Origin of the sequence: Enterococcus pingfangensis, from assembly GCF_005405205.1 — a bacterium.
Lineage (GTDB): Bacteria > Bacillota > Bacilli > Lactobacillales > Enterococcaceae > Enterococcus_A > Enterococcus_A pingfangensis.
Window position 1 is genome coordinate 127,196 of sequence record NZ_BJDP01000006.1, and the last position, 15,526, is coordinate 142,721.

At 40.0% G+C, this 15,526-nt stretch carries 13 protein-coding genes; 9 read left to right on the forward strand and 4 right to left on the reverse strand.

Annotation, left to right across the window (positions count from 1 at the left end; translation table 11 throughout):
• Positions 1-1,362 carry a gluconokinase gene (locus FFM63_RS04730; RefSeq protein ID WP_137609243.1) on the forward strand — a complete coding sequence of 454 codons (1,362 nt, stop codon included), beginning with the start codon at positions 1-3 and terminating at the stop codon, positions 1,360-1,362.
• Here FFM63_RS04730 and FFM63_RS04735 read toward each other — a convergent pair.
• Positions 1,350-2,084: a MurR/RpiR family transcriptional regulator gene (locus tag FFM63_RS04735; RefSeq protein WP_137609170.1), complete on the reverse strand. Its 735-nt coding sequence runs from the start codon at positions 2,082-2,084 to the stop codon at positions 1,350-1,352. The genes FFM63_RS04730 and FFM63_RS04735 overlap by 13 nt on opposite strands.
• Positions 2,085-2,220: 136 nt before the next feature.
• On the opposite strand from FFM63_RS04735, the gene FFM63_RS04740 reads away from it, so the two are divergent.
• The 7 genes from FFM63_RS04740 to dnaJ all read left to right on the forward strand — a co-directional run bounded on the left by FFM63_RS04740 (position 2,221) and on the right by dnaJ (position 10,008).
• Positions 2,221-2,688: a PTS sugar transporter subunit IIA gene (locus FFM63_RS04740; protein WP_137609171.1), complete on the forward strand. Its 468-nt coding sequence runs from the start codon at positions 2,221-2,223 to the stop codon at positions 2,686-2,688.
• 229 nt (positions 2,689-2,917) lie between these two features.
• Positions 2,918-3,754: a sialate O-acetylesterase gene (locus tag FFM63_RS04745; protein WP_137609172.1), complete on the forward strand. Its 837-nt coding sequence runs from the start codon at positions 2,918-2,920 to the stop codon at positions 3,752-3,754.
• Between the two features lie 169 nt (positions 3,755-3,923).
• A complete protein-coding gene (gene hemW, locus FFM63_RS04750; protein WP_137609173.1) occupies positions 3,924-5,069 on the forward strand; it encodes a radical SAM family heme chaperone HemW in 1,146 nt (381 codons plus the stop codon).
• Positions 5,070-5,196: 127 nt separating this feature from the next.
• Positions 5,197-6,237 carry a heat-inducible transcriptional repressor HrcA gene (hrcA, locus tag FFM63_RS04755; RefSeq protein ID WP_137609174.1) on the forward strand — a complete coding sequence of 347 codons (1,041 nt, stop codon included), beginning with the start codon at positions 5,197-5,199 and terminating at the stop codon, positions 6,235-6,237.
• Between the two features lie 5 nt (positions 6,238-6,242).
• Positions 6,243-6,824, forward strand: coding sequence for a nucleotide exchange factor GrpE (grpE, locus tag FFM63_RS04760; RefSeq protein ID WP_281276894.1), 582 nt, complete (start codon positions 6,243-6,245; stop codon positions 6,822-6,824).
• Between the two features lie 44 nt (positions 6,825-6,868).
• Entirely contained in the window at positions 6,869-8,698 is a 1,830-nt protein-coding gene (dnaK, locus tag FFM63_RS04765; RefSeq protein WP_137609176.1) for a molecular chaperone DnaK, read from the forward strand.
• 149 nt (positions 8,699-8,847) lie between these two features.
• Positions 8,848-10,008 (forward strand): molecular chaperone DnaJ, encoded by a 1,161-nt coding sequence (gene dnaJ, locus FFM63_RS04770; RefSeq protein ID WP_137609177.1) that lies wholly within the window; start codon positions 8,848-8,850, stop codon positions 10,006-10,008.
• A 161-nt stretch (positions 10,009-10,169) separates the two neighbouring features.
• On the opposite strand, the gene FFM63_RS04775 is transcribed toward dnaJ, so the two are convergent.
• The 3 genes from FFM63_RS04775 to FFM63_RS04785 all read right to left on the reverse strand — a co-directional run bounded on the left by FFM63_RS04775 (position 10,170) and on the right by FFM63_RS04785 (position 14,575).
• On the reverse strand, positions 10,170-10,922 hold the full coding sequence (locus FFM63_RS04775; RefSeq protein WP_137609178.1) for a dehydroquinate synthase/iron-containing alcohol dehydrogenase family protein: 753 nt from the start codon (positions 10,920-10,922) through the stop codon (positions 10,170-10,172).
• 352 nt (positions 10,923-11,274) lie between these two features.
• Positions 11,275-13,848 (reverse strand): bifunctional lysylphosphatidylglycerol flippase/synthetase MprF, encoded by a 2,574-nt coding sequence (mprF, locus tag FFM63_RS04780; protein WP_137609179.1) that lies wholly within the window; start codon positions 13,846-13,848, stop codon positions 11,275-11,277.
• Positions 13,849-13,852: 4 nt separating this feature from the next.
• Positions 13,853-14,575 (reverse strand): alpha/beta fold hydrolase, encoded by a 723-nt coding sequence (locus FFM63_RS04785; RefSeq protein WP_137609180.1) that lies wholly within the window; start codon positions 14,573-14,575, stop codon positions 13,853-13,855.
• A gap of 183 nt (positions 14,576-14,758) precedes the next feature.
• Here FFM63_RS04785 and FFM63_RS04790 point away from each other — a divergent pair, with 183 nt between their 5' ends.
• Positions 14,759-15,451 carry a lysozyme family protein gene (locus FFM63_RS04790; RefSeq protein ID WP_137609181.1) on the forward strand — a complete coding sequence of 231 codons (693 nt, stop codon included), beginning with the start codon at positions 14,759-14,761 and terminating at the stop codon, positions 15,449-15,451.
• The last annotated feature ends 75 nt before the right edge of the window (positions 15,452-15,526 follow it).

Consider the following 15,526-nt stretch of genomic DNA (forward strand, 5'->3'; position numbering starts at 1 on the left):
ATGTTTTTGGGAATAGATATTGGAACAACAGCGATTAAGTTAGGTGTCATTCAGGAAAATGAGCTGCTTTATACAAGTGATTTGCCGCTTAAAACTTATGGGGATGATCGAATTAAATTTCAGGCAGGCGATGAACTGCTAGCTGCTTTAACGGCAGGGATCTTGGCGATTCCGACTGGGATGCGCCAACAAATTGCTACTATCAGTTTTAGTACAGCGATGCATAGTTTGATGCCTGATGATGGGAAAAAACAAATCTTTTTATGGTCAGATGTCCAAGCGGCAAGTGCAATCGACCGCTTTAAACAGACGAATTTAGCAACCCGGTTTTATGAAATTTCGGGGACGCCGATCCATGCGATGTCACCATTTGCGAAACTATTATACTTTCAAGAAACGAAACAGTATCCAGCTGAGATCCATTGGTATGGAATCAAAGAATTGGTCATGCAGCACTTTACAGGAAAGCCATTCATCGATTATGCCACAGCTTCTGCTACCGGGTTGTTCGATTTACGAGAAAAGCAATGGAGCAAAGAAATCCTCGATTATTTAGGCATAAACGCTGCTCAGTTGGCACCTGTGGCAGATACAACGCAAGCATTTGAAATGTTACCAGAAATACGGACATTGTTTGATTTTTCTCAAGAGATCCAAGTAGTGATCGGGGCAAGCGATGGGACACTGGCGGCATATGCCAGCTACTATTCTACTGGCAGAACGGCTAGTCTAACGATTGGAACAAGTGCAGCCGTTCGGCAGATCACTAAAAAAATTCAATTGGATCAGAAAAAGCAAAATTTCTGTTATTACTTAAAAGAAGATTTGTTAGTAAGCGGAGCGCCTTCAAATAATGGCGGGATAGTTTTGGCCTGGGCAGCAGAACAATTGTCAGCTGATCCAGCGCTATTTTATAAAACACTGCCGGATTTGTTGGCAGACACATCGTCGGGTGCAAACAATTTACGTTTTTGGCCCTACTTGAATGGGGAGCGCGCGCCTTATTGGAGTAATGAGATCAAAGGCGGCTTTTATGATCTAACGCTCCAACACACTAAAGCTGATATGATTCGCAGCGTGATCGAAGGAATGTTGTTGAATATTCGTCAACTGGTTGAACTAGTGGCTGAGGGGGAAGAACTATCCGTAAGCGGCGGCTTTTTCCAAACTGCGGCATTAGGAGAATTGGCGGCAGATATTTTTGGGACACCTTGTTACTACGCACCGCAAAATGAACCAATTTTTGGTTTGTACTATTTATTAGCGCAACCGAAACAAAGGATTGAAGAAAATCAAGCCTTTTTACCAGATCCAATCCAGCGAGATGTTTATAATAAAATTGCACCGGACTATTTTGTCTGATTCTTTTGGGTAAATTCTTGAACGATATATTCCATCAGTAATAATAATTTACCGAAGAAGCCGTTATACTTAATATTTTGGCTGTCTAAAGGGCGATCGTCGGCAACTTCAAAAATGATCGTTGCAAACTTAGTTGCTCGAGATTGACTATTACCGGTAAATAAAATCGTAGGAATATTCTTCTCTTGTGAAAACTGCATTTTCTCAATAACTTTTTGAGTTTCGCCGGCTTTAGAAATAACGATCATCATGCTGATATTATCGGCATTGTTGTTGATGATCCCTGAGGAATCCGCGGCGTTGACAAAAAGTCCTTTGATGCCATTTACTAGTAATTTTTTATAAAGATATTCCGCAATGATACTAGAAAAACCAGTCGCATAAATCGTGATGAATTTTTCTTGGTTTTTTTGATAAATCTCTTTCATTGTTTGGATCGAAGGAATGATTTTCTCCGTTGGAATAGAAATATCAACAGTTGCCTCAACGAATTGGTTATTTGGCTGGTATTGATTTTTTAGAAAGTAGAACAGTTCTAAGTAACCAGAGAAATCTAATTTTTGTGCCAAACGAACGATTGTTGCTGGTGAAGTATAGAGTGTCGCAGCGATTTTCCTCAAAGAAACACCATCTAGCTCGTTTACATAATCAGATAAATAAGTCAAAATGGCTCGATCGTTATCTGATAAGTGCTTTCCTTTAGTAACTAATTCTAAATCCATCGCTGGACCTCCTAAGCAAGATAATAAAGATACATTAGTATTTATTATACACTAATGATTCGAAAAAGAACTAAGTCCTATTTTATTGTATGATTGTTGATTTGTCGTAAACGTATAAACGAAAGGAGTGTAATAAATGTTTGGACTATTTAAAAATAAAACGAGCGAAATCACTACACCTGTAAATGGATTGGTGGTCGACCTGCAAGAAGTGAAAGATCCAGTCTTTAGCGGCAAGATGATGGGAGAGGGATTTGCGGTTAAGCCTGCAGACGGGAAAATCCATGCTCCCGTTAAAGGAACAATCAAATCGATTTTCCCCTCATTTCATGCTTTGACGCTGGAAGCAGCAGATGGACTTGATATCTTGATCCATCTTGGGTTGGACACCGTTGAGTTAGACGGCAATGGCTTTAGTTCATTCGTTCAAGAAGGACAAAAAGTCGATGTGGGGGACCTCTTGATCCAAGTCGATTTAGACTTTTTAGCACAAAATGAGAAAGACGATATTGTGATCGTCGTTTTCCCGGAAATGCAAGATAAGAAAATACAAATAAATCTTGGTGAAAAACAACTTGGTGAAGTAGCGGCGACTTTGAAATAAATCTTTCTTAATTGTAAGAAATTCTCTGCGATCTCTAAAAAAATTTGTTACTTAGTAGATCGACATATAATAAGTTTTGCCCAAATAATCCGCTGGAAGGGTTACCATTCTTTCAGCGGCTTTTTTTCGAAAATATATGTCCATATGAGCTGTTTCTACAGGAAAATAATTGCTATCATCGTCTATCTAGGCTATAGTTTGGCAAACAAAGGATTTGAGGTGCAGAAAGATGAAATCAATTTTATTAATTGGTCAATCGAACATGGCGGGACGGGGATATTTGAGTGATGTTCCTGCTATCTATAATGAAAATATCGAAATGTTGCGTAATGGTTGGTGGCAAATGATGGCCGAACCGATTCATTTTGATCGTGAAGTTGCGGGAGTTGGCCCAGCGGCATCTTTTGCAGCGGCTTGGTCACAAGACAATCCAGATGAAAAAATAGGATTGATTCCTTGTGCTGAAGGCGGCAGTTCGATCGATGAATGGGAGGCAGATCAATTATTGACTCGCCATGCTCTGGCTGAAGCAAAATTTGCCATGGAGTCTAGTGAATTGATCGGTATTTTGTGGCATCAAGGAGAAAATGACAGCTTAAATGGGCGTTATAAAAATTATGCGAAAAAATTAAAAACGGTATTTGCTCATTTTCGCAAGGAACTTGGTTTGCCGGAACTACCAATTATTATGGGGGAGCTTCCTGATTTCTTAGGGAAAACCGGGTTTGGTTTGAGCGCAACAGAATTTGCTGAGATCAACCGTGAAATGGTAAAAGCAGCTGAAGATAATTGCTATCTTGTCAGTGCTGAGAAGCTACGTGCGAATCCGGATGGTATCCATATCAATGCAGAGTCTCAAAGGCAATTTGGAATCCGTTATTATGAAGCTTTTGTACAAAAAAGAAATATTCTTCATGCTTTAGGCGATGAAGATGAACGGCTTAGTAAAATTTACGGACGAGCAGCAAGTAAAAATGAAAAAATCTATTTGTTGAGTCGAGATTTTGCGCTAGGAGAAATCAATTATCAAAAATTTATGGAGAAATTTGCCGAGATTACTGAATGATCGAATAAGAGCTACTTCACTTTTTTGCCAGAATGAGTACTGTTTTTAAAATCTGTAACCGACCACAAAAATACGGTCGGTTACAGATTTTTTCAATTCGCTGAATGTTTTTAACGGTCATAAGTATGATAAAATACTTATTGTTACTAATAGAAGAAAGAGGAATAAAATGACACAATCAACTTCGGCTTATATTCACATTCCTTTTTGTGAGCATATCTGTTACTACTGTGATTTCAATAAAGTTTTTATTGAAGGTCAACCAGTAGATGAATATATTGAAGCGTTGCTGAAAGAAGCGCGCTTGTCTTTGATCAAAACCCCGATAGAAAAGATGGAGACGGTCTATGTCGGCGGCGGAACCCCCACCTCACTTGACGCGAAACAGCTAGATCGATTGTTGAGCGGTTTACGCGAAATTCTTCCTTATAATAATAGCGGTGAATTTACGGTGGAGGCTAACCCGGGTGATCTGTCTGCGGATAAATTGGATGTTATGAAAAATTATGGTGTCAATCGCTTATCAATGGGGGTTCAAACGTTTGATGACCGCTTACTAAAAAAGATCGGCCGCAAACATACGGCTCAAGATGTGTACGATACGATCCAATTATTAGAAGAAAAGGATTTCCAAAATGTGACGATTGACTTGATCTATGCATTACCCGGTCAAAGTTTAGAAAGCTTTCGTGATACAGTCAAACGAGCGTTAGCATTGGATCTGCCGCATTATGCGCTGTACTCATTGATTTTGGAAAATCAAACGATGTTTATGAATTGGGTTCGTCGCGGGAAAATGCAGTTGCCAGAACAAGAAGTCGAAGCGCAGATGTATGCGGAAACGATCGAGGCGATGGAGAAAGCGGGCAGAATGCAATATGAGATCAGCAACTTTGCCAAACCGGAGTTTGAAAGCCAACACAATCTTGTTTATTGGAACAACCAAAATTATTTTGGCTTCGGTGCCGGAGCGAGCGGCTATCTTGGAAAACGTCGTTACAAAAATCGCGGACCGATCCAGCATTATTTGAGATCGTTGAATGAAGACCAATTGCCGATGCTTGAAGAAGAATATTTATCGGAAAAAGAACAGATCGAAGAGGAAATGTTCCTAGGCTTAAGAAAAATTTTAGGTGTCGATAAAGCGGTTTTTGAAGCGCGTTTTGGTCAAAGTATAATGAGTATCTACGCAACGGTCATTGAGGAATTAAAGCAGCAAAAGCTGGTAATAGAGACCGATTCCAGTATCCGCTTAACAAAGACCGGTCTGTTTCGCGGAAACGATGTTTTTGAAAAATTTTTGATCAGCAAATGAAATTAGCACTCTCTTTAAGAGAGTGCTAATTTTTGGTTTTTCTTGCTTGACTTCTATAGAGAATGTGGTATATTAATAATCGAGTTAGCACTTAAAAAGAAAGAGTGCTAACTAAAGGATGAGAAGAATGTTAACAGAAAGACAAAAACTGATTCTCAGCTTGATCATCCAAGACTTTACTCATACGGGACAACCGGTGGGGTCGAAAAGTTTAATGGAAGAAGGCGTAAAAGCAAGTTCCGCAACTATCCGCAATGATATGAAGGCCCTAGAAGAATTAGGTTTGTTAGAGAAAACTCATTCTTCGTCTGGGAGAATCCCTTCAGCTCTAGGCTATCGTTATTATGTGGATCATTTACTAACGCCGACAAAGGTGAGCAGTCAAGAGATAGGTCAGATCCGCAGCTCGTTGAAAAAAGATATTCATGAAATCGATGATATCATTCAGCAGTCTGCTAAAATGCTTTCGCAAGTTACTAGCTATACGGCGTTTTCACTTGGTCCTGAGATGAAAGATCGGACATTGACCGGTTTTCGGATCGTTCCGTTGAATGATCGGCAAATCTTGGCAATCATCGTGACAGATAAAGGAAATGTGGAGAGTCAAGTTTTCCATATACCTGAAAATGTCGAGAGCCAAGACTTGGAAAAAATGGTTCGAATCATCAATGATCGTTTAGTAGGGCAGCCGCTGGTGAGTGTTTACCAGAAATTAAGAACTGAGATTCCAATGATCTTGCATCGCTATTTTCAAACGACTGAAGGAATCGGTCATTTATTTGATGTAATTTTGAATGATGCCTTTGAGGATAAAGTATTTGTAAGCGGACGGATGAATATTTTGAATTTCAATCCGGATCAAGATCTTAACCAAGTCAAGTCAATGTATTCATTGATGCAAAATTCTGATGAGTTGACACAATTATTGTTGCCATCTGACAACGATATCCATGTTCGAATCGGAACTGAGCTGGGAAATGATTTATTTGATCGGTTAAGTATGATTCAAGCAAACTATGAAATTCGCGGACACGGTCGAGGGACAATCGCATTATTAGGTCCGACGTCGATGCCCTATTCAAAAATCTTTGGTCTGTTGGAAGTATTTCAATACGAGTTGACAAATGCATTGGACGATTATTATCGTTCATTGGATTTATATCACTAGAAACGATTCCTAAAAAGAAAGGGAGTAGCGTAGTGGCAGAAGAAAAAAAACAAGAAGAAGCAGAATTGGTAGAAGCCGAAACGGCAGAAACTCAAGCAACGGATAATGAAACAGAAGAAATCGATATTCCGGAAGTTTCTGAAGTTGAAGAGCTGACTAGCAAATTTAATGAAATGGAAGACAAATTTTTGCGAGCTCGTGCTGAGATCGCAAATATGTCTAACCGCAACAAAAATGAACGGGAACAATTAGTTCGTTACCGTTCGCAAGATCTTGGCAAAAAATTATTGCCGGCGATCGACAACTTAGAAAGAGCCCTTGCAACCGAAGTGACAGATGATCAAGGTACCAGCTTGAAAAAAGGCGTAGAAATGGTACTTGAAAGTTTAACTGTTGCGTTGAAAGAAGAAGGGATTACAGAAATCCAAGCAGAAGGCGAAGCGTTTGATCCTAATTTGCATCAAGCGGTTCAAACAGTTCCAGCTGAAGACGATGTAAAACCTGAAACAATCGTCAATGTGTTGCAAAAAGGGTATCAATTGCATGATCGTGTATTACGTCCAGCAATGGTAATCGTAGCTCAATAAGTAAACGACAAAATAAAACATATAATAAAAGGAGATTTTCAACTATGAGTAAAATTATTGGTATTGACTTAGGTACAACAAACTCAGCAGTCGCTGTCTTAGAAGGCGGAGAAGCTAAAATCATCACTAATCCAGAAGGAAATCGTACAACACCTTCTGTTGTTTCATTTAAAAATGGCGAGATCCAAGTTGGTGAAGTTGCTAAACGTCAAGCTGTAACAAATCCTAACACGATTTCATCAATCAAACGCCATATGGGCGAAGCAGGATACAAAGTTGAAGCAGACGGAAAAACTTATACACCGCAAGAAATCTCAGCAATGGTGTTGCAATACATCAAAGGCTTTGCTGAAGACTACTTAGGCGAAAAAGTTGAAAAAGCAGTTATTACAGTTCCGGCTTACTTCAATGACTCACAACGTCAAGCAACGAAAGATGCTGGTAAAATTGCTGGTCTAGAAGTTGAACGGATTGTCAATGAACCAACTGCTGCTGCGCTAGCTTATGGTTTAGACAAAACAGACCGCGATGAAAAAATCTTAGTATTTGACCTTGGTGGCGGTACTTTCGACGTTTCGATCCTTGAATTAGGCGATGGCGTCTTCGATGTATTATCTACTGCAGGGGATAATAATCTAGGTGGGGATGACTTTGACAACAAGATTATCGATTACTTAGTTGCTGATTTCAAACAAGCCAATGGAATTGATTTATCAAAAGATAAAATGGCGACACAACGTTTGAAAGATGCTGCTGAAAAAGCGAAAAAAGATTTATCAGGTGTCAGCTCAACTCAAATCAGCTTGCCATTTATCACTGCTGGCGATGCTGGTCCATTGCATTTGGAAACAACATTATCACGTGCTAAATTTGACGAAATCACTGCTGACTTAGTTGAACGGACAAAAACACCAGTTCGTCAAGCGTTAAAAGATGCTGGTCTATCTCAATCAGACGTCGATGAAGTTATTTTAGTCGGTGGTTCTACACGGATTCCTGCAGTTGTTGAAGCAGTTCGTAAAGAAACAGGAAAAGAACCAAACAAATCTGTTAACCCCGATGAAGTAGTAGCGATGGGTGCTGCTATTCAAGGTGGTGTTATCACAGGTGATGTGAAAGATGTTGTCTTACTTGATGTAACACCATTGTCATTAGGTATCGAAACAATGGGCGGTGTATTTACAAAATTGATCGACCGTAATACAACGATCCCTACAAGTAAATCACAAGTATTCTCAACGGCTGCAGATAACCAACCAGCTGTAGACATCCATGTCTTGCAAGGTGAACGTCCAATGGCTGCAGACAACAAAACATTAGGTCGTTTCCAATTGACAGATATTCCAGCTGCACCACGAGGAATTCCGCAAATCGAAGTATCATTTGATATCGACAAAAACGGGATCGTCAACGTTTCAGCTAAAGACTTAGGAACTCAAAAAGAACAAAAAATCACAATCAAATCTTCATCAGGTTTATCAGACGACGAAATCGATCGTATGGTGAAAGATGCTGAAGCGAATGCGGATGCGGATAAAGCTCGTAAAGAAGAAGTTGACCTACGTAATGACGTGGATGCTTTATTATTCTCAGTGGATAAAACATTGAAAGAATTAGAAGGCAAAGTTGACGCAGACGAAGTGAAAAAAGCGGAAGATGCACGCGATGAATTAAAAGCGGCAGTTGAAGCGAACGACATCGAACAAATGAAAGAAAAACGCGATGCGTTGAATGAAATCGTCCAAAACTTAACCGTTAAACTTTATGAACAAGCAGCGCAACAACAAGCAGAGGCTGATCCGAATGCGGCGCAAGGCGGTGCGGATGACGTAGTAGATGCTGATTTTGAAGAAGTTAACGATGATGACAAATAATTAATTCGTTGATAAAGGCCAAAGTCATCGCTTTGGTCTTTTTTCTTTCAAGATGAGACGCTCCTTTAGAAAAATGTTAAGAAGAGTATCGTATCGATTTTGAGTGTGATACAATACTAACGATTCTATGAAATTATGGAGGGAAGCCAATGGCTACAAAACGGGATTATTACGAAGTCCTTGGGGTACAAAAAGGGGCTTCGGATGATGAAATAAAAAAAGCATACCGCAAGCTTTCCAAACAATACCATCCGGATATTAATAAAGAAGCCGATGCTGAAGATAAATTTAAAGAAATTTCTGAGGCTTATGAGATCTTGAGCGATCCGCAAAAACGCGCAGCTTATGATCAATACGGACATGCTGGAACTGATCCGAATTTTGGTGCTGGCGGAGCGGGCGGCTTCGGAGGCGCTGGTGGATTTGGCGGAGCAGGCGGTTTTGGATTTGAAGATATCTTTGAATCTTTCTTCGGAGGCGGCGGTTCGCGCCAAGCGGATCCTAAAGCTCCAAGACAAGGTTCTGACCTTCAATATTCTATCAATTTAGAATTTGAAGAAGCTATTTTTGGTGTGGAAAAAGATATTAAATACAATCGTGAAGAAACGTGTCAAACGTGTAACGGTAATGGTGCGAAACCTGGAACGCAACCGGAAGTTTGTCATAAGTGTCATGGTTCTGGTTCGATCAACGTGGAACATCAAACACCGCTTGGCCGTGTTATGAGTCGTCAAACGTGTGATGTGTGTCATGGTACAGGGAAAGAAATCAAAGATCCTTGTCCAACTTGTCATGGTACCGGACATGAAAAACGTCCGCATACAGTCAAAGTAAACGTACCTGCTGGTGTGGAAGATGGCCAACAAATGCGTTTAGCTGACCAAGGGGAAGCCGGAATCAACGGTGGACCATATGGAGATCTGTATGTTGTCTTTAAAGTAAAAGAAAGTGACATTTTTGATCGTGACGGCGCAGAAATCTATTACACTTTACCGCTAAGTTTTGTGCAGGCGGCTTTAGGTGATGAGATCAATGTACCGACTGTTCATGGTGATGTCCGCTTGAAAGTGCCTGCTGGGACACAAACCGGGGCTAAGTTTAGACTTCGGGGCAAAGGTGCGCCGCGTCTTCGCGGCAACACGACCGGTGATCAACAAGTGACCGTGAAAATTATTACACCGAAGAATCTGAATGACAAACAACGTGAGGCGTTACGCGCCTTCGCAGAAGCTGGCGGACAAACAGTCAGTGAACAAAAAGAAGAAGGTTTCTTTGGTAAGATGAAAGATGCTTTTGGTGCAAAGAAATAAGGTTTAAGGTTCGATCAATTACATTTGATTGAACCTTTTTTAGTACTAAAAAAGCGATAAATAAATCCAACGCTCCTAAACGAATGAGATCAGCGATTTAACTAAAATAAACGCGACTAGGAAAGTTCTTGATTGACCTTACTTTCAAAGGCTAGAAGCTTCTAGCCTTTTTTATGATTAAGTGAGATTTTTGAAACGAGCAATCGATTGGAAATGGCTTGTAATTGAGAGCGTGAGAGTCTATTAGTTACTTTATCTGCACTAGTCAACGAATCCGTCATAAGGGCGTTAAATAATTTTTTGTAGTTCAATTTGTGATCGTTAATCTGGGCTTTTTTTCGTAATTCACGACGGCAAATATGGTCTTGCGCGATTCCTAAATCAAGCAGTAAAGTTTGTGCTGCAGCCAGCTCTGCTTTCGTTAAATTTTTAGTTAGTTTTGGATCGATCAGAATACCAGCTGGGTGCGGTGTGACAGCTTGCAGCTGCGTTGTTTCAGGATTTATCAAACAAGCAGGTAGTTGTGTACAGACGGCAAGTTGGGCAATTAAGGTTGTTGGAATTTGAATCAACGAAAGACCGCCGAGATAAGTCGCAGAGACATATCCGCCTAATTGGCAGAGAGCCTCGTCGCCTAAGCTGATGATTCCATCTTCGGTAGTCATTTTTTGATTCGTCAAAAATTGATAAATGAGGCTTGCTGTAGCTGTCGTGTAGCAAGTTTCATTTAAAATCAAAGTTTGAACATCAAAACCTAAAATCGTTAAGTATTGAAGAATTTCTGTCCCGTGACGATCAAATGCTTTTTTATCACTGATCAAAACTACTTTTCTTGTTGTCCATAAAGAAGTTGCGTAACTGCCAATCGCTGCAAGATCAGCTAGTTTTATCTTATTCTTTGATATAGTTTTCATAAAAATTCCTCCAATTTTTTAATCACTGCGTAACCACTAAAAAAAGCTCATCATAGATGTGAAAATCTACAATGAGCTTAGAAATTAAAAAAAGCCACAATAGATTTTCATCTATGCGGCGAAAAATCAGCACAAAATGCTTTAGCCATCATAGATACAAACTGAAAGGTTTGCATCCATGAAGTATGAATACAAACTTATCTAAAATAGCTAAAGTAATAATTATTCAGTTGTTTAGAGATTAATTGAGTCATAATGATCGCTCCAAACGATTTGATTTATATTGTGGTTCATTCTAGTCGTATTTTTAGAACTTGTCAAGCTAAAAAAAGCAGCTTCATTTAAGAAGCTGCTATTCTTTGAAAATCAAACGACGGAAACCATGATGTTTTTTCCGACCTTGGACAGGGGTGTTATCAGTGATCAAGAGAGCAATCATGACATAACCGATCCAACTATCCCGTGAATACAAGACATATTCGGGAACCCATTCAGCAGCGTATTTATCTTTGTATTCTTTCAATCCGCCAAAGGAATAAAAATGTGAGCCGAAATTATAAACGAGATAAGCAATGCGTTCTTGCGTAAAACTTTTCCGAGAAGTTCCGACGTTGGCTAAGGGAGCCATTCCTAAGTCGAAATACGCAAGTTTCATCTCATCACGCATATAGTGAAATAAATTGATAAAAAGAAAATCCATCGTACCGCTGGGGGCTTTGGTCGGACTGTGCCGCATCAGATCGATAGTCCCGATGGTACCAGTATACGTAGGCATAAAGTTTGCAAAAGCAACGATCTCAGTCTCATTTTTTATCACCGCAATCGGTGCGCGCTGCAAGTAGTCTTCTGAAAAGAAGCCAAGAGAAAAGCCTTTTTCTTTATGGCCAGCTAACCATTCATCCGATATTATTTTTAACGCGGTAATTGTTTCGGGAGAAAAGGGCGGTTTGATGACCTCGAATTGATAGCCCGCTTTCAGGACTTTGTTAAAACTGGCGCGCTGTCCTTTCATTTTTTTACCGGTCAAAGTGAAATCGGGTAAATGCACATAGGCGCGTTCGCCGAATTTGATGAAATCATAGCCGAATTCGTGCAGGATCATCACCATTTCTTCGCTATTTTCGTAAAAGACCGGTAAATAATTGTAGCGGTCAACTTCATTGATAAATGCTTCTGTCGCCACTTCAAAATCAGTTTTTTTGCCGGAAGGGTCGCCCATCACTAAAATCTTATTGTTAAATGTCGCCAATTGAAAAAAAACGGTATCTTCTTCCCCATTGTTGTAATAAAAAACTTGTTTATCGTTTAAAAAGACCAATTGACTATCAGCATTGCCGCCAAATTTTTCTAAAATATGTTGAACACGAACCTCGTCTACTGATTCACCGATTTGGATTCGTTTATTTTTCAAGAAATGGACCAACAATAAAATAATCAAAGCCACAATCAAGATCGCAACAAATCCGACGATCCAAATCTGTTCGCTAGGAAATAAGAAAAATTCCGGCAACTGGTGGCGATGATGGATTTTCGGACTGTTGTAAACGCCGATAAGAATATATAAAATGGCGAGACTGCCCATGATGATTCCGTCGATCGTGAGCCATTCGGCAGAATAAACCAACTGCTCTCTAAACAATTCGTTTTTAGAAAAAATAACAAATAATAATAATAGAACAAGGAAAATACCGGTCGAGATTCGAAAACCTGCAAGGATCGCATACAAAAAGGTCAACGCGACAATAATGACTGTTGGGACATAGGCGCGTTTGACGCGGGCGGCGATTCCGCGACCGGTCACAATCAATAAAAACCCGAGTAGAATCGCCGGAAAAACAACGATCACACGCGAATGGATCGGATTCAGCTTTTGTAAAAAAGCGGATTGGCTGAATGCTTCAGGGATCGTTGCCGATAAAACAAGCATGATCCCTGTAAAATAAAGTAGCAGTGTTTCTAGTTTATGGGCCGATTCTTTTAAAAGCTTGATTGGGATACCGTTATAGCGCAAGTTGATTGTTGTACCAAGGTTTTTAAAAAATAAAATCAAGCCGATCATAAAAGGAACAAAATAATAAAACAGCCGGAACAATAAGAGCCAGGCGACGACGGTCTCTTTGGGAATCCCTAAGGCAGATAATCCGATAAGCATCATCAAATCAAAACTGCCGAGTTCACCAGGGATCATCGAAGCAATCCCGATTACTGTAGCTGCAATAAATAACGGGATGATCTCAGAGATGTTGACTGAGAGTCCCATCAACATTCCTGTTGAAATGAAGCTAATCAGCACGCCGGTCCATTCAAGAAAGGAAGTTCCAATCAGTTTAAAGCGGTGGACACTTTTTAGATCTAGGTATTCATTTTTACCAAAGAGGCTCAAGCAAAAGACGAGAGGGAAATACAAGCCGCCACCGATCAGCCACGGCCAATACTGCTGCAAATAGTGGTTATGATCATCAACGATCACAAGAAAAAAAGAAAGCAGGGCATAGATCGACAAGCCGGACATAGTGAAAACCAAAATCTTCGCTAAGGCTTGTACGACTTTTTTACCGGAAGTATGTTTGCCGTAAAATTCTGAACGCAATCCCGCGCTGATGAATCCGCCAAAACCTGCGATGTTATTCAAAGTATTGATCAACCAGCTAGTTTCAAAAATGTATGACTTTTTAGGCTTTTGCTCTAAAATAGCGTTCAATATGAAATCATAACCGATCATGGGAACGACTGAGACCAACCCAATCAACGCCATCAGCAGAATGTTTCCAATCCTGATTTCACTAAAAATAGTTGCGAGCTGTTCGAACGAAAGTGTTTTTGCGATATTCGATAATTCGAACAGGACGATAATAATGACCGAGATCAAGAAAATTATTTTTAATTTGTTTAAGTGGTCTTTGAACCATGCAATTAGTTTTTTCACCAACTCACTCCTCGTCAATTAGAAATTGCAAGACCTCCTGATTGAAGCGTTTGGGATTTCTGCGGGCGAACATATGCCCTTGACCTGAAACAATCGCAAAACTGGCATTTGGGATCGTACGAGCGATGTACATTGAATGCTGTGTTTTGATCGAATCGTGTTTTCCCACAATGACCAAAGTTGGCGCTTCAATCTTGCTTAAATCGTCAGCTGATAATCCGATATCACGAAAAAGCAAACGCAAGATCGGCAAAAAGTTCCGCATGCCTGGATCAACAAATGCACCGACCCAGACGATGGCGTATTGCACGTAACTTAACAGATGCGGGATCGTTCGAACGCCGTTTGGCACGGTATTGCCGGCATTTAAAACCAGATGATCGACTTTCTCAGGATAAAGCCGTGCAAAGACCATCGCCAGATTTGCACCGTCACTAAAGCCTAAAAAATCAGCATGACTAAGTTTTTCTTGTTCCATAATTGTAGCGAGATCTTCAGCCATCAATTGAAAACTTGTTTCTTTTTGCGTATTTGTCGATCGGCCGTGACCGCGGCTGTCCACGACATAAACATTGAAGTTTTTACTAAAGCTGTTCAACTGCTTTGAAAAATATCTTCCGCTACCGCCGTTGCCGTGGAGCAAGAAAAGTGCAGGACCTTGTCCATATTTTTCATAATAAATTTCTGAACCATCACTCATCGGAGCGATTTTTTTTTCGTTTTTCACAACATCACCTACCAGACATAAGTATAACGATTTTTTTGAGTCTTGCACATTAATTTAATTATTCGATAAGGTGGAAAAGTTGGAATGATTAATTAAATATAAAGCTGTCAATTAATGCTTTTAAAAGTTCGGCTGATTCTTGTAGTATGGATAAAGAAAAAAAGAAGATGGTTGGGCAGAGTCATGTTAAAAATAATTGGAAAATTTTTAAAAATAATCGGCGTACTTGCAATCCTTGCGACTTTTATAGTCGGCGGCTTTTTTGCAGTTCGAACCTATAAAAATACAAAAACAGTCAGCAGCTATCGTAGTGATGTACAGCAGTTGGCAGACCAAGCAGGTGTCGGTGATTTCACAGATACGATTTTAGGGATCATGTACACGGAATCAAAAGGCAAAGGGACTGACTTGATGCAAAGTTCGGAAAGTGCCTATGGCAGCCGCGGGAAAATCGATAGCCAGCAAGAAAGTATCGAAAGCGGCGTTAAACACTTTGCAGAAAGCTATCAACAAGCTAAAGCAGCTGGCTGTGATCTCAACACGGCAATCCAAGCGTATAACTTTGGGACGAAATACATCCAATATGTGCAGGATAACGGCGGAAAAAATAGTATCGAACTTGCAGAAAAATATTCGCGGGATGTCCTTTCGCCAGGGTATGGCAATGATCAGCAAACCACGTATCGCTATATGCAGCTCCAATCTGTTTTGTATAACGGCGGGTATTTATATCAAAATGGCGGCAACATGTTTTATGCGGAAATCGTGCAAATGAATCGACGCTTCATCATGCTGTATCAAAGGTTTCGAATAGTTAAAATAATGAGCGGAAAGCTTGTAATAATAAAGAAATATGCTAAAATGATAACTGTATAAGTTTGTCTAAAAAAATCGCGCTGTTCAAATGAATTGGGGCGGTTTTTTACAGCTGTTATCATATTTTTGGAAATT

What these genes read in the sequence shown, in the direction of transcription:
- FFM63_RS04730 (WP_137609243.1), top strand. Translation starts at nt 1, where the DNA reads ATGTTTTTGGGAATAGATATTGGAACAACAGCGATTAAGTTAGGTGTC.
- FFM63_RS04735 (WP_137609170.1), bottom strand. Translation starts at nt 2,084, where the DNA reads ATGGATTTAGAATTAGTTACTAAAGGAAAGCACTTATCAGATAACGAT.
- FFM63_RS04740 (WP_137609171.1), top strand. Translation starts at nt 2,221, where the DNA reads ATGTTTGGACTATTTAAAAATAAAACGAGCGAAATCACTACACCTGTA.
- FFM63_RS04745 (WP_137609172.1), top strand. Translation starts at nt 2,918, where the DNA reads ATGAAATCAATTTTATTAATTGGTCAATCGAACATGGCGGGACGGGGA.
- hemW (WP_137609173.1), top strand. Translation starts at nt 3,924, where the DNA reads ATGACACAATCAACTTCGGCTTATATTCACATTCCTTTTTGTGAGCAT.
- hrcA (WP_137609174.1), top strand. Translation starts at nt 5,197, where the DNA reads ATGTTAACAGAAAGACAAAAACTGATTCTCAGCTTGATCATCCAAGAC.
- dnaK (WP_137609176.1), top strand. Translation starts at nt 6,869, where the DNA reads ATGAGTAAAATTATTGGTATTGACTTAGGTACAACAAACTCAGCAGTC.
- dnaJ (WP_137609177.1), top strand. Translation starts at nt 8,848, where the DNA reads ATGGCTACAAAACGGGATTATTACGAAGTCCTTGGGGTACAAAAAGGG.
- FFM63_RS04775 (WP_137609178.1), bottom strand. Translation starts at nt 10,922, where the DNA reads ATGAAAACTATATCAAAGAATAAGATAAAACTAGCTGATCTTGCAGCG.
- FFM63_RS04790 (WP_137609181.1), top strand. Translation starts at nt 14,759, where the DNA reads ATGTTAAAAATAATTGGAAAATTTTTAAAAATAATCGGCGTACTTGCA.